Source organism: Pseudomonas sp. MM211 (assembly GCF_020386635.1).
Taxonomy (GTDB): Bacteria; Pseudomonadota; Gammaproteobacteria; order Pseudomonadales; family Pseudomonadaceae; genus Aquipseudomonas.
In genome coordinates, this window is record NZ_CP081942.1 from 4,720,320 (window position 1) to 4,733,858 (window position 13,539).

The 13,539-nt window shown below is 60.5% G+C and carries 10 protein-coding genes, 1 tRNA gene and 3 pseudogenes; 5 read left to right on the forward strand and 9 right to left on the reverse strand.

Features of this window, described 5'->3' with window-relative positions:
- Window positions 1-63 precede the first annotated feature (63 nt).
- The gene (locus K5Q02_RS21725; protein WP_225834220.1) at window positions 64-1,446 is read right to left on the reverse strand and encodes a glutamine synthetase family protein; all 1,383 of its coding nucleotides are present in this window, start codon (window positions 1,444-1,446) and stop codon (window positions 64-66) included.
- 155 nt (window positions 1,447-1,601) lie between these two features.
- Here K5Q02_RS21725 and K5Q02_RS21730 point away from each other — a divergent pair, with 155 nt between their 5' ends.
- The 5 genes and pseudogenes from K5Q02_RS21730 to K5Q02_RS21750 all read left to right on the forward strand — a co-directional run bounded on the left by K5Q02_RS21730 (window position 1,602) and on the right by K5Q02_RS21750 (window position 6,766).
- On the forward strand, window positions 1,602-2,492 hold the full coding sequence (locus K5Q02_RS21730; protein ID WP_225834222.1) for a LysR family transcriptional regulator: 891 nt from the start codon (window positions 1,602-1,604) through the stop codon (window positions 2,490-2,492).
- Between the two features lie 332 nt (window positions 2,493-2,824).
- A pseudogene (locus tag K5Q02_RS21735) lies at window positions 2,825-3,890 on the forward strand (NAD(P)-dependent alcohol dehydrogenase).
- A 164-nt stretch (window positions 3,891-4,054) separates the two neighbouring features.
- Window positions 4,055-4,489: pseudogene (locus K5Q02_RS21740) on the forward strand (aldo/keto reductase); the annotation flags it as partial.
- A 73-nt stretch (window positions 4,490-4,562) separates the two neighbouring features.
- Window positions 4,563-5,753, forward strand: coding sequence for a hypothetical protein (locus K5Q02_RS21745; protein ID WP_225839818.1), 1,191 nt, complete (start codon window positions 4,563-4,565; stop codon window positions 5,751-5,753).
- Window positions 5,753-6,766 (forward strand): annotated as a pseudogene (locus K5Q02_RS21750) (phage integrase). Before K5Q02_RS21745 ends, K5Q02_RS21750 begins: the two are co-directional and overlap by 1 nt.
- Here the strand turns inward: K5Q02_RS21750 and K5Q02_RS21755 are convergent.
- The 8 genes from K5Q02_RS21755 to K5Q02_RS21790 all read right to left on the reverse strand — a co-directional run bounded on the left by K5Q02_RS21755 (window position 6,767) and on the right by K5Q02_RS21790 (window position 13,482).
- The gene (locus tag K5Q02_RS21755; RefSeq protein WP_225834224.1) at window positions 6,767-7,336 is read right to left on the reverse strand and encodes a DUF4124 domain-containing protein; all 570 of its coding nucleotides are present in this window, start codon (window positions 7,334-7,336) and stop codon (window positions 6,767-6,769) included.
- A 172-nt stretch (window positions 7,337-7,508) separates the two neighbouring features.
- Window positions 7,509-7,598 (reverse strand) — tRNA-Ser (locus tag K5Q02_RS21760).
- A 142-nt stretch (window positions 7,599-7,740) separates the two neighbouring features.
- Window positions 7,741-8,196: a GNAT family N-acetyltransferase gene (locus K5Q02_RS21765; protein ID WP_225834226.1), complete on the reverse strand. Its 456-nt coding sequence runs from the start codon at window positions 8,194-8,196 to the stop codon at window positions 7,741-7,743.
- A gap of 72 nt (window positions 8,197-8,268) precedes the next feature.
- Complete coding sequence (locus K5Q02_RS21770) at window positions 8,269-8,697, reverse strand: group I truncated hemoglobin (RefSeq protein WP_225834228.1); 429 nt, start codon at window positions 8,695-8,697, stop codon at window positions 8,269-8,271.
- A gap of 2 nt (window positions 8,698-8,699) precedes the next feature.
- Window positions 8,700-9,560: a DUF3034 family protein gene (locus K5Q02_RS21775; protein ID WP_225834229.1), complete on the reverse strand. Its 861-nt coding sequence runs from the start codon at window positions 9,558-9,560 to the stop codon at window positions 8,700-8,702.
- A gap of 2 nt (window positions 9,561-9,562) precedes the next feature.
- The gene (locus tag K5Q02_RS21780; protein ID WP_225834231.1) at window positions 9,563-11,869 is read right to left on the reverse strand and encodes a bifunctional diguanylate cyclase/phosphodiesterase; all 2,307 of its coding nucleotides are present in this window, start codon (window positions 11,867-11,869) and stop codon (window positions 9,563-9,565) included.
- Window positions 11,856-12,536, reverse strand: a complete 681-nt coding sequence (locus tag K5Q02_RS21785; RefSeq protein ID WP_225834233.1) for a methylamine utilization protein — start codon at window positions 12,534-12,536, stop codon at window positions 11,856-11,858. Before K5Q02_RS21785 ends, K5Q02_RS21780 begins: the two co-directional genes overlap by 14 nt.
- A 193-nt stretch (window positions 12,537-12,729) precedes the next feature.
- Window positions 12,730-13,482, reverse strand: a complete 753-nt coding sequence (locus K5Q02_RS21790; protein WP_225839819.1) for an AraC family transcriptional regulator — start codon at window positions 13,480-13,482, stop codon at window positions 12,730-12,732.
- Between the last annotated feature and the right edge of the window lie 57 nt (window positions 13,483-13,539).

Here is a 13,539-nt window from a genome sequence, read left to right on the forward strand (position 1 = left end):
GGGGCTGGGCATACAGGCGGCGCGACGTTAGCAGGGCTATGCCGGTGAGGCTGCGCCGCTCCGTCAGACCGTATGCAGGTACCAGTTGTATTCGAGATCGGAAATGGTCGTCTCGAACTCGTGCATTTCCGCTTCCTTACAGGCGACGAAAATGTCGATGTACTCCGGGCGGATGTACTTGTTCATCACTTCGCTGTCGTCGAGCTGGCGCAAGGCGTCACGCAGGTTATTCGGCAGGCTCTGTTCCAACTGCTCATAGGAGTTGCCCTCGATCGGCTCACCCGGCTCCAACTGGTTGGTCAGGCCGTGGTGAATACCGGCGAGGATCGACGCCATCATCAGGTACGGGTTGGCATCAGCGCCGGCTACGCGGTGCTCGATACGGATGGCATCACTGCTGCCGGTCGGCACGCGTACCGCCACGGTACGGTTGTCCAGGCCCCAGCTCGGCGCGTTTGGCACATAGAACTGCGCGCCAAAACGGCGGTACGAGTTGACGTTCGGGCACAGGAAGGCCATCGAAGCAGGCATGGTTTCCAGGATACCGGCGATGGCATGGCGCAGCGGGGCGTGCTGCTCCGGGTCTTCGGTGGCGAAGATGTTCTGGCCGGTCTTCTTGTCCAGCAGCGAGATGTGCACGTGCAGACCATTGCCCGCCTGGCCCGGATAGGGCTTGGCCATGAAGGTCGAGTCCATCTCGTGGTCGTAGGCGATGTTCTTGATCAGGCGCTTGAGCAGCACAGCGTAGTCACAGGCCTTGATGGCATCTTCGACGTGGTGCAGGTTGACCTCGAACTGCGCTGGGGCACTTTCCTTGACGATGGCGTCGGCCGGCAGGTCTTGCTCCTTGGCGGCTTCGAGCATGTCCTGCAGGCAGTCGACGTACTCGTCGAGATCGTCGATCAGGTAGACCTGCGTGGAGATCGGGCGCTTGCCGGAGATTGGCGAACGCGGCGGCTGCGGACGGCCGTTCACGTTCTCCTGGTCGATCAGGTAGAACTCCAGTTCGAAGGCGGCGCAGATGGTCAGGCCCAGCTCGTCGAACTTCTCCACCACCTGGCGCAGCACTTCGCGAGGGTCAGCGAAGAACGGCTTGCCATCCAGCTCGTGCATGGTCATCAGCAATTGCGCGGTTGGGCGCTTCTGCCAAGGCTCTTTGCATAGGGTGTCGGGGATTGGGTAGCAGATGCGGTCGGAGTCGCCGATATCCAGACCAAGGCCGGTGCTTTCTACGGTCGAGCCGTTGATGTCCAGCGCGAACAGCGACGCGGGCAGATTGATGCCCTTTTCATAGACCTTGTGCAGGCTGGCGCGCTCAACACGCTTGCCGCGCACGATGCCATTCATGTCGGTGATCAGCAGGTCGACGTACTGGATCTCCGGGTGATCCTTGAGAAAGGTGTTCGCCTCGTTGAGCTGGACGACACGGGGGGTAACCGAAGTCATGGGACGCATTCCTTTTGGCTCGGCGCGCCCGCGGAAGATATCTCACGAGCCTGGCGCCTCTTTATTCTGAGTATCCGCAGCGCGGATTTGATTCAAGGCAACGGTCTGAGTATAAGTGGGCGATTACGCAACCGATACTGGCATTTAGACAATTCATGATTGCATCAACGCAATATGAGATCAGCCATGCCGATCTTGCCCTGGTACTCGCTCTGATACGCGGGCGCTCTCTAGCGCGGGCCGCAGAACAATTGCATGTGGACGTTTCCACGGTGTTTCGCGCCATCCGTAAATTGGAGGCCAGCCTCGGGGTTGCACTGTTCGAAAAAAGCCGCCGTGGTTATATGCCGACACAAAGCGCTCAGGCGCTGGCCGAGCAGGCCGAGCGCGCTGAACAAGCTCTGGATGCGGCGCGCATCGCCTTGCAACACGGTGAGAAAGTCATCAGTGGCACCGTGCGCCTGACCTGCACCGACGCTGTGCTGCAAAATCTACTACTGCACAGCCTGGCCGAACTGATGCCGCGCTACCCGGCGTTGTCTGTGGAGCTGACGACCACCAACACCTTCGCCAACCTCAGCCGCCGCGACGCCGACATTGCCCTGCGCCTGTCCAACACTCCACCCGAGCACCTGGTCGGCCGACATCTAGGGCACACCGCCTACTACATCTGCGGTCGCCCCGAATACCGCGAACTCTTCCTGCAAGCGCCCACTGCGCTGCCGTGGATCACCCCGGACGACTCCATGTCCGACCACATCACCGTGGCTTGGCGGCATCAGGCTCACCCCAGCCTGATGCCGCGCTACCGCTGTAGCAGCATGTCGGCGCTGGCCACATTGGTGCAAGCCGGCCTCGGCGTTGCCGCCCTGCCCGACTTCATGGCCCGCAGCCTGGATGGCGTGGAGCGTCTGAGCGACGCGTTGGTCGATTGCAATACTGACCTGTGGCTACTGACTCGCCCCGATTGCCTGGCCCTGCGCTCGGTACAAACGCTGTTCGATGAACTCACGCCGTTGCTGCGCGCCCGCCTCAATAGCCGATAAGCCCGCATCCGTAGCCCGGGTTAAGCGCAGCGATATCCGGGAAAACCTGGGTGCCGATACGCTCGACCCAGGCGACTAAACTACATGCCTGCTTGCTCGCTCCCACGCTCCGTGTGGTAACCAGACACGGACGCTACGCGCCCTGGACGCCTGCCGGAGAACCGCACGCAGAGCGTCCTGCCAAGGTATTCTCACGCAGAGTGCAAGGAAGTATCGGTGGAGGATCAGGACAGAGCGCAGCAGGATTGTGCAATCGACATTCGAGCGTCCAGCGCTACGCTTGTCACCCCCCGCGGCATACGCAGCCGCATTGCAAACGATAGGAATTGCCCATGACCACCATTCTCGGCTACGCCGCCCAGGGACCCCAGCAAACCTCTCGCGCCTCATCGCTTTCAGCGTCGCGCCGTCGGTACCCACGACGTGCAGATCGACATCCTCTACTGCGGCGTCTGCCATTCCGACCTGCACACCGCGCGCAACGAGTGGAAGAACACCCTCTACCCGTCGGTACCGGGCCACGAGATCGTCGGCAAGGTCACCGCAGTGGGCAGCGCGGTAACGACCTTCAAGGTCGGTGATCTGGCTGGCGTCGGCTGCATGGTCGACAGCTGCCAGAGCTGCCCGTCCTGCTCGGAAGGGCTGGAGCAGTATTGCGAGAGCGGCTTCACCGGCACCTACAACGGCCCGGTATTCGGTGGCGAAAACACCTTTGGTGGCTACTCCGACAACATCGTCGTCGACCAGAAATTCGTCCTGCGCATCAGCCACACCGACAACCTGGCCGCCGTCGCACCGCTGCTGTGCGCGGGCATCACCACCTACTCGCCGCTGCGCCAGTGGAACGTCCAGCCCGGCGACAAGGTCGGCGTGGTCGGCCTCGGAGGCCTTGGCCACATGGGCGTGAAGATCGCCGCCGCCATGGGCGCTCATGTGGTGCTGTTCACCACCTCGCCGAACAAACGTGAAGACGCCCTACGCCTCGGCGCGGCCGAAGTGGTGGTGTCGAAGAACGCCGACGAGATGGCCGCCCACGCCAACAGCTTCGACTTCATCCTCAACACCGTTGCCGCGCCGCACAACCTGGATGCCTTCCTCGGGCTGCTCAAGCGCGATGCCACCATGACCCTGGTCGGCGCACCGGACTCACCGCACCCGTCGCCAGAGGTGTTCGGGCTGATCTTCAAGCGCCGCCGCCTGGCCGGCTCGCTGATCGGCGGCATCGCCGAGACGCAGGAGATGCTGGATTTCTGCGCCGAGCACGGCATCGTTTCGGAAATCGAGATGATCGATATCCAGAACATCAACGAAGCCTACGAGCGCATGCTCAAGAGTGACGTAAAGTACCGCTTCGTGATCGACATGGCCTCCCTGGCCAAGGACGAGCACGCCGCGTAAGCCTGGCCAATCGTCCCCCCGCCACCGGCCCGGTTTCGCCCTCGCGAACCGGGCCGGTGTCGTTTCTGCGGCATGCCTGCGCGCGGCCAAGGCGTTTACCAGGCGAACCTCGCAAGCCGTTGGGCGCTCACACGCTGACGCCCCATCAACTCGAGGAGCATTCGATGTCCAAACGCACTCTCGGTCAGTCCGGCCTGCAGGTTTCGCCCATCGCCTTCGGTGGCAACGTATTCGGCTGGACGCTGGACGAAGCGCAGTCCTTCGCCATGCTCGACGCCATCGTCGACAACGGCCTGGACTTCATCGACACCGCCGACATGTACTCGGCCTGGGCCCCAGGCCATCAGGGCGGCGAGTCGGAAAGCATCATCGGCAAATGGTTGAAACGCAGCGGCAAGCGCGAACGTATCGTGCTGGCGACCAAGGTCGGAATGGAAATGGGCCACGGCGGCAAAGGCCTCAAGGCGGACTACATCCAGAAAGCCGTGGAGGACTCGCTCAAACGCCTGCAGACCGACTACATCGACCTGTATCAGGCCCATCAGGACGATGCCGACACCCCTCTGGAAGAAACCCTGGGCGCCTTCTCCCGCCTGATCGCCACTCAGGGTTAATCGCGAATTCAAAGAAACACCTAATGGGCGTGTCTTTTTTGATTCCCATACAACCGTTATCACTGACCTGACTAACGTCCGCTTGCTCCGCTGTGGCGTGGATACCGTGCGCCAGTTGTACCGGGGCATGATCCGGCCTGACGTAATGAGCCTGTTCGAGAAACCCGGCACCATGGTCGAATTCGCTGGCCAGATTTGGCACTCAGGCCGTGTTAGCAAAGACTCTGGTTATCAGTACAAGCTGCAGAATTCCGACCTCGGCATCATCCTCCTGGTGAAGAACTTCAACGCCAAGATCGACGCCATCGGCGCCCACCTGAAAATCGAAGTCTCGCCCCATGCCATCGACGCCCTGTCGCCTGAGCGCCTGCAGGAACACATGGACTACTACGCTGCAGCAGTCCTGAGCCATCGCGAAATCAACCAGTGCGCCGTCCACCTTGCTCTAGACCTGCAGGGCTGGAAACCGCCTGTGGATCTGGTCGCCCGTATGCACTGTCGTGCACGTACTCAACGCGACATTTCCGGCATCAACGAAATCAACTGGACGACTAAATCCAGCACCTACGGTCGCGGTGAAACCTTCATGTTCGGTTCGGCCAGTGGCGTACAGCTGGCGATCTACAACAAGACCGAACAGGCCCGCGCTACCGATAAGCTCGACTACTGGGAAAGCGTCTGGAAGCGCCGCGACAGCTTCGATCCGCAAGACCCGGACAACTACGATCCTGACGCCGATGTATGGCGCGTAGAGCTGCGCTATCACCATTCGGTCATCCAGCAATTCGCTAGTGGCTCGTTCGATCTGAAAACCCATGCTGTGATCGATACCAGCTCGTTTGCTGCCTTCGCTGTTCATCTGGACGGCCTGTGGCGCTATGGTCTGCTCCAATTCAAGCTGCTCTGCCGCCCTGGCTATTTTGAGCCCATCTGGACGCTGATCCGTGAAGACGTTCGCGTAGATCTGCCGGTGGATTCGCTGCTCGATGACACTGAGTACAAGCGCTATTACAAGACCTCTCGCGGATTCTCTGGCAAGAACGTCGAGCTGTTCCTGGGCAACTTCGTCAGCCTGCTGGCAAGGGAAAAGGTGGGTGCAAAAAAGGCGTTTAAGACCCTCCAGCAATGGGACTGCTGGCCGGTCATTCGCGATCACTACGCCGCTAAGGATATGACCCAGGATGATCTCTATCGTCATATCAGGGATCTGCTAACGGAAAGGCATGTGCGATGGGGGCGTGCCGTCTGATGGCAATCGAAAAGCTCCCTGACGGTCGCTGGAAGGCCGATATCGAACCGGCCAAAGGCAAGCGCTTCCGCAAGACCTTCAAGACCAAAGCTGAGGCCATGCGGTTTGAGGCTACGTGCCGTTCCAAGATCGTGGAAACGCCAGGCTGGTCACCCAGGATCAAGGACACACGCCGGCTTTCAGCGCTGATCGACCGCTGGGCAACTTTGCACGCGCACACTCTGACTGATGGTGATGCACGCCGCCGACTGCTGGACGCTATGGCCAAGGATCTTGGCGACCCTGTAGCGATCAAACTGTCGGGCAAGCAATACGCTGAATATCGTGCACAGCAACTGGTTCAGGGTGCCAATCCAAAGACCTTGAACAACCCTGCGTTCAGTCTTCAACGTGCTGCACCAGCTCGACGAAATCGACTACACCAACCCACTGGCCAAGGTGAAGCCGCTACGCCTGCAGGAAAAGGAACTGGCTTACCTGACCGACGCCCAGGTCGATCACCTATTTGAAGTGATTCAAGAACGCTGCAGGACGCCCCATGTCGCCATGGTCGCCGCGATCTGCCTCGCTACGGGTGCTCGATGGGGTGAGGCACAGGCACTGACACCGGAACGGGTACGCGGCGGACTGGTGACCTTCGTTAATACCAAGGGGAAGCGTGTCCGCTCGATCCCAATCGATCCGCTCCTGGAACAACAGATCCACCGGCACTTCAAACAGCACGGCACCTTCTCGAACTGCCTCAACAGCTTCGACAAAACCCTGGACGCTACCAAGCTGGTCTTGCCTGCAGGTCAGGCTTCCCACGTTCTGCGTCACACGTTCGCTAGTCGCTTCGTGATGAACGGTGGAAACATCCTGACCCTGCAGAAAATCCTAGGCCATCAATCGTTGGCTATGACCATGCGCTATGCGCACCTCGCACCTCGCACCTCACACCGGATCACCTGCAGGATGCTGTGCGGTTCGGGCCGATCACTGATTTTGAGATCTTCTTCAGCAAATGGGCGTGACTATCGCTTCTGAGCCCTACTTGCACCCTTTTTCATCGCGTCCTCAGCTGCCCCAGTACAAGCCGACACACCAAGCCCCACTGAGAGACATTGATAGTGTTTTTCATTCACTCCAGAACTCGCAAGGCAGTTCTGCATGTTGAGTTCTGCACTGCCTTTCTCAAGCTTTCTAAGCACCTGAGCGTTCTCGGCTTCGGATATCTGTTTGGATTTCAATAAAGCTACAGACAGCTCCTTAAGATCCTTAACTTCCTCGGTAGCCCAGCGGATGGCGCTGGTACACATTTGCCTTTTCGAGGGCTTGTCTACTTTTGATGAGGAGCTGGGCGTTGCGTAGGGAGTTTGTGGTGCCACAGCCGTACCTTCTCCGATGTATCCATGATGGATTTCCACGGGTTTTACTGGTTGGGCAACGGGTGGCTGGCTACTGAAATGCTTCTGCCCTTTTTCGTCGACCCAGGTATAAACCTGTGCATTGGCGACGGCGACTAAGAGCAGTAGTGATAGCGGAAGCATCCTGCGACCGAGCATTTTTTCAGTTCCTTTGATATGCGATTTTTCACCGTGCAAATCTAATACTCGGCAGCTTGCCTGCCAACCGATTTGCGCACAGCGGCTGCCTATTCGGTCACAGATCGATATCAACAGTTCGGCGGTTTCGACACTTCTTCGACACTTTGCATGTCGCAGATAGCAAAAGCCCCCGAAACTCTAGGAATTTCAGGGGCTTAGGCTTGAGATATGGCGGGAAGATAGGGATTTGAACCCTAGGTACCATCGCTGATACAACGGATTTCGAATCCGTCCCGTTCGGCCACTCCGGCATCTTCCCAGGCGGCGCGCATGATATCAGCAGAAATCGGTTTGGCGAAGCCCACTGAGTGATTTTTTTCGCTTGGTTTCAATTGCTTGAGATGCTTTGGCATGACGACCAACCGCAGTAGGGGGGTGGCCGGCTGCAATCAGGTGGGTGTTCAGCCTTCCCGACGCATACCGATATGCGGAATGTCATCTTCCAGATATTCGTCGGTCACTGCGACGAAACCGTAGCGGCCGTAGTAACTCTGCAGGTGCGCCTGGGCGGACATCTGCACCGGCACGCCGGGCCAGCGCTGGGAGCAGGCCTGTAGCGCCTGCTCCATCATGCCGTGACCAAGGCCAGTGCCGCGTGCGCTGGCGGCGGTTACCACCCTGCCGATCACCACCTCGCCATCATTGAGTGCCGGGTCGAGCAGGCGCAGGTACGCCACCAGCTCATCGCCCTGCCAGCCCAGCAGGTGGCAGGTATCGCCCTCCAGATCGCGACCATCGACTTCCAGATAGGGGCAGTTCTGCTCGACCACGAATACCTGGGTACGCAGCGCCAGAGCCGCGTACAGCTCGGTTTTGCTTAGCTCGGAGTGAGGCTTGAGGTGCCAGGTGACGGACATGATCGGCTCGCGAAAATAGGCTGAAAGACGGGGCCGAACTTTAAGCCTATTTCGTCATGGATAAAACAGTGGCTACTGCTCGATGATCTGCCCACGCAGAGCAGCCAGCCGCGCCAGCAGTCGGTTCTGCGCCGGCGTTGGCACGCCTTCGCTTTCCATCGCCACCTGCAGGTTCTCGACCAGGGCGTTGAAGTGGCTGGGCGTCAGCTTCTGGCCTTTGTGGCTTTCTTCGAGGGTGTCGCCGGTGTAGACGCACGGCCCGCCAGCGATCACACAGAATTTGTCGACCAGCTTGTCGCGCAGGCCGGCGATATCGACCTTGGCGAAGAAGTGCACAATGCGCTCATCACGTGCCACGTTGAGCAGCATGCCCTCGACGATGCGAGTAATACCGGGCTTCTCGCCCAGCTCGCGGTACAGGCTGTCGTCCTTGGCCGGCTGCTGCGCGCAGCCGATCAGCAACAGCAGCGACAGTGCCGCAACGCAGAATGAACGCAGCATGCTCAGAAACTCCCCTGCACGGACAGATAGGCACCGTTCTGATTATCCAGCGTGGCGATCTCGCCCAGACGCGCGTAAGCCAGCACCACGGCCAGGTGCTTGTTGGGGAAGTAGCCGATGAACAGGTCGGCCCAGTCGCTTTCCCCAGCGAAGTTGAGGTTGTCGGGCTTCTCCCGATATTCCACACCCACTGCCCACTGGCGGTTGAGCAGCACCGCCACGGAGCCTTCCTTCAGCACCGAATGGCGGTCGCGACGGTCGCCGCCGAAACCGAGCAGGCCCAGCTCGTTGGCACGGCTGTAGCGCACGCCGCCATTGAGCAGCAGGTTGTAGCCGAAGGCACCACCGAGAATCAGCCGGCTGGCGGTCAAGTAACCTTCGGTGTCTTCGTCACGCTGGGCGCCAATCAGACTGGGGATGAGGAAGTCCTTCTGGCGCTTGTGCTGAATGCCCAAAGACACCTGGGGGAGCTGGTCATAGATCAGGTCGCCGAACAGCCGCACCTTGAGACCGAAGATGTCCTGGCTGAGGCTGTTTTCCGGCAGGCTCAGGTTGCGTGCCAGGTTACCCAGGTCGAAGCGCTGGCGAGCATAGGAAAGCTCGATGCGATTGCCGTATGCGGCCGCCACACCGGCCACGTCGAGGCGGTAGTCACCGGTTTCCACCCGTGTGGCGAACACGTCCGCGCCCCACTCGCCCTGCTCGCCATAGCCGGCCAGCACCGCCCAGGGCGTGATACCGCCACCCGCAGCGCCTTCGAGGCTGCTGGCACCGCCCGTGGCGAGCAGCCGACCTTCGCTGGCGACAGCGGCCGTGGTAAACATTCCAAGCAGGAGAGCGCCGGTCAGTTGGGAGAAGGACATGATCAATACACCAGGGAAACGGGAGAACTTAACGGCCGCTGCATCCAGGCCTCGAAGGCCTGTGCGGCCAATGGCCGGCTGATCAGGTAGCCCTGCACGCTGTCGCAGTGCCAACGGTCGAGCAGATCCAGGCTGCGCTGCAGCTCGACGCCTTCGGCCACCACCTTGAGGCCCAGGCTGTGGCTCATCTCGATGGTCGAACGCACGATTACCGCATCCTCGCTGGTGTCGTGCAGATCGCGAATGAAGGTCTGGTCGATCTTCAGTTCCTGCACCGGCATGCGCTTGAGCTGCGCCAGGGAAGAATAGCCGGTGCCGAAATCATCCACCGACAGGCCGATGCCCTTCTCGCGCAGGCCATGCAATACCTGTAGCGCTACGGCAGGATTGAGCATCACCCCGCTTTCAGTAATTTCGAAGATCAACTGCGCGGCCGGTACCTTGTAGTGCGTCAGGAGACGGCCGACTCGCGCGGGCAATTCGGCATCGATCAGATCCTCGGTGGAGATGTTCAGCGAGAGTTGCACCACCTGCCCGCGCTGACGCCACTCCTGCAACTGCCGCACCCCCTCTTCGATCACCCAGGCGGTCAGCGTCTGAATGCTGCCGGTGCGCTCCGCCAACGGAATGAATTCACCCGGCGAGACCATGCCGAACTGCGGATGTTGCCAGCGAAGCAGGCCCTCGGCCTGAATCTTCTTCGGGTCGCGCAGATCCAGTTTGGGCTGGTAATGAAGCAGTAATTCGTCCTGCTGAGCGGCGCGACGCAGATCACGGATCAGTTGCATCTGACGCTGCTGGGCAACATCGCGGCCACGTTCGTAAACCTGAATCCGCCCGGCCAGATGCCCTGCATCCTGCATGGCGATGGCAGCACGGCGCAGCAGTTCTTCGGGCGTAGAGCCATCGGCAGGATAGGCGGCGATGCCGATGCGGCAATCCAGGGCGATGTCCACGTTGTCGACCCGAAACGGCTTCATGGACAGCTGCTGAACCCGGTCGGCGGTGGCGACTGCCCCCTCAATGTCACTGCCTTCAAGGAGCAGCACGAATTCGTCGCCAACCAACCGCGCCAGGCTGTCGGCCGGGCGCAGCGCCACCTTCAGGCGATTGGCGAGTTGCTGCATGACCCGATCGGCGCCGCCGGCCTCGCAGCTCTCGCTGACCGTGCGAAAGTTGCCGATACCCAGATATAGCAGCGCGATGTGCCGCTGCGCAGAGATCGCACTGCCCAGTCGCTCAAGCGCCAGATTGCGGTTGGGCAGGCCCGTCAAAGGATCGTGCAGGGCGTTATGAGCCAGTTGTCGCTCACGTTCGGCAACCCCCTGCTGCATGCTCTGAAAGGCCTTGGCCAGGCTACCCAACTCATCCGCCCGGTCGAGCGCCAGCGGCACCTCGTAATCACCCTGCCCGACGCGCTCTGCGGCACTCGCGAGACGACGGATCGGCCTCGAAAGGCTGCGCGCCAACAACAGCGCACCGACCAGCGAAGCCAGCAATGCAGCAACAGCGATCATGAGAATTTTTTGATTGAGCGCCGCGACCGAACCACGGGCTTGCTCGAGTGAACGCTGCAGCAATGCCTGCACGCGGAAGCCCTCACCACTGGCGAGCACCAGACGCTGCACCAGAAATGGCTCACCGCCGTGTCGCACCTCGCCGCTGTCGCCCTCGAAAGCAATCATCGGCATGTCGTCGAGCGTACTCAAGCGAACGTCCGGTTGCCCCTCCATGCTGCCGGTCAGGGTCAGCTCAAGGTGGGTCAACTGGTTCAACTCGCGGGCGAAGCTTTCATCGATGGCGAAGCCCATCACCAGGCGGGCGATGGGCAATGGGGCGCTGACGGTAGCCTGTACCAGCAGGTAGATGTTGCCATCGAAAGGCATCAGAAAGCTCTGTCCCTGGCTGCCCAACTGAGTGTTGATCTGCTCTGCACGTGCAGTAGACAAGGGCGCCAGGGTACTGGCGGTCAACTTGCCGTCCATGTCGAACATCATCACCACGCCCGCATTGATGCGTGCGCCATGATTGAACAGCGCCGAGCGAATGGTCGCCTCGTCGCCACTGGCCACCGCTTCGCGGAAACCAAAATCGGTGGTCAGCACCTGCACTGCGTCTCTGAGCTGTCGAGAGTGCACATCGAGCAACTGCCCGAACACGCCGGTACCGACATCCAGTTGCTCACGTGCCTGAGTGCGAATCGATGCGTTGGTCGCCGCCTGCACGGCGAAATACAGCGCGCCGATCACCACAAGCAGTAGCAGGATCAGAACGCTGGCGATGCGTGCCTGGAAACTAGTGCGAACCATGTTCCACGGCTTTCTTGAAGGCGTCCCCGAAAGCGCTTGGCGGCGCGCCAGGCGGCTCGGTTTCGCTCGGTGCTTCAACCGGCAACTGGAAGCGCTGTTGCACTGCGCCAGCCTCGACCTTCAGGGCACCGGCCTGTTGCGGCATCATGTCCGGCAAGGCGGAGTGCCACAGAGTTACGCGGTAGTCTCCCGCGGGCAGATTGTCGATGACCACCTTGCCCTGGGCGTCGCTGACGGCGAACCAGGGGTCGTCGGTGATGTACACGTAACCAACCATCCAGTCGTGGATATTGCAGCCCAACACCACTAGCCCTGGCTTATCGAACACGATTGGCGCACTGGGTGTGCCCTGGTACAGGCGTAGCTCGAAACGCTTGGGCGCCGAGAACGAATAGACATGGTGGCGGATGTCGTCGCGGTTCGGGAAGGTCACCGCTGTACCGGTACGTACAGCCAGTACGGAGGGCACGAAGCGCATGTCCTGCTGATCAATCACCGCTTTGCCTGGTGCCGCGGCACCATTCGCGGGGCCCTGCAGGGTAACCACCGCGTTGGCCAGCGGCGCACCCTTGGCGTCGACCAGTTCACCCTGCAAGCTGGCAGCCTGGGCAACGGCCAGCGAAGCGAGTAACCACAGAGGTAATGCGAGGAGAAAACGTTTGGTCATGATGAACTCGTCCAGAACACGCCAACCTCGTACCAAGGTCGCCACACAGGCCTCTCCGGCAATCTGAAGGGGCTGCTGGAAAGATTAGCCGGATGCGTGAAGAAGTTCACGTTTTATCGGATTGACCAAAGGCAAAAGGCCAGCATCCGAAAAGTAACCGACGGCAGGTCGTGAACCGTTTGCCTGAAGAGCTTTATTCGCAGCCGCGTAGCCGCTTGGGTGTAAGGCCGAGGTAGCGGCGCATGGCAGTGGTCAAGGCGCTCTGGCTGGAAAAACCGCACTCCTCGGCGATGCGGATCAGCGGCAAACCGCTCTCGCGCAGCAGCCGTGTGGCACGGTCGAGGCGCGCCTTGAGCAGGTACTGGTGCGGGGTGAGGCCAACACTATCCTTGAACTGGGCATGAAAGTGGCTAGGGCTCAGGCAAGCAACATGGGCCAATTCAGCAACACTGATCCGCCGGGCCAGGTTGTTGGCGATATAGACATCCAGGCGCTGTACATCCATCGAGCCATGGCTGCGCCCCGCCGACTCGCCAAACAGGCGTAGATGCAGAGCACGCAACAGCACACCGCCAAGGGAACGAGCCAGCAAGTGATCACTGCCGTAGCGTTCCAGTTCGGCACCGGCATAACAGAGCAGGTGCTGGAAGTCGGCATCCAACTGCGGATAACGCGGCGTATCGAACAGGTGGCCGAGCAGTTGCAGATCCTCGGCGGACATATCCTGCTCGTTGAGATCGACGATCAGCATGCGATTGTCGCCGATGCCTGCGAACTGGTGGTCGGCATCGCCCGGCACCAGGCAGGCGCGCATTCGGCACACCTCGCCACCACGCCCGACCACCTCGAACTCGGCACGCCCCGACACCGACATCACCAACTGATGATGGTCGTGAGTGTGTTCGTGGGCCTGGTCGTCCAGGCGCATGAGGCGGGCGTTGAGCATGATTCGCAACTCGATGGGCGAAGCGCGCACTCTACCGCGTTGCATGGAAAAACTGTA

Coding starts and splice junctions, on each gene's coding strand:
- K5Q02_RS21775 (WP_225834229.1), bottom strand. CDS start 9,560: ATGTCCTTCTCCCAACTGACCGGCGCTCTCCTGCTTGGAATGTTTACC.
- K5Q02_RS21780 (WP_225834231.1), bottom strand. CDS start 11,869: ATGGTTCGCACTAGTTTCCAGGCACGCATCGCCAGCGTTCTGATCCTG.
- K5Q02_RS21730 (WP_225834222.1), top strand. CDS start 1,602: ATGATTGCATCAACGCAATATGAGATCAGCCATGCCGATCTTGCCCTG.
- K5Q02_RS21790 (WP_225839819.1), bottom strand. CDS start 13,482: ATGCTCAACGCCCGCCTCATGCGCCTGGACGACCAGGCCCACGAACAC.
- K5Q02_RS21770 (WP_225834228.1), bottom strand. CDS start 8,697: ATGCTGCGTTCATTCTGCGTTGCGGCACTGTCGCTGCTGTTGCTGATC.
- K5Q02_RS21765 (WP_225834226.1), bottom strand. CDS start 8,196: ATGTCCGTCACCTGGCACCTCAAGCCTCACTCCGAGCTAAGCAAAACC.
- K5Q02_RS21725 (WP_225834220.1), bottom strand. CDS start 1,446: ATGACTTCGGTTACCCCCCGTGTCGTCCAGCTCAACGAGGCGAACACC.
- K5Q02_RS21785 (WP_225834233.1), bottom strand. CDS start 12,536: ATGACCAAACGTTTTCTCCTCGCATTACCTCTGTGGTTACTCGCTTCG.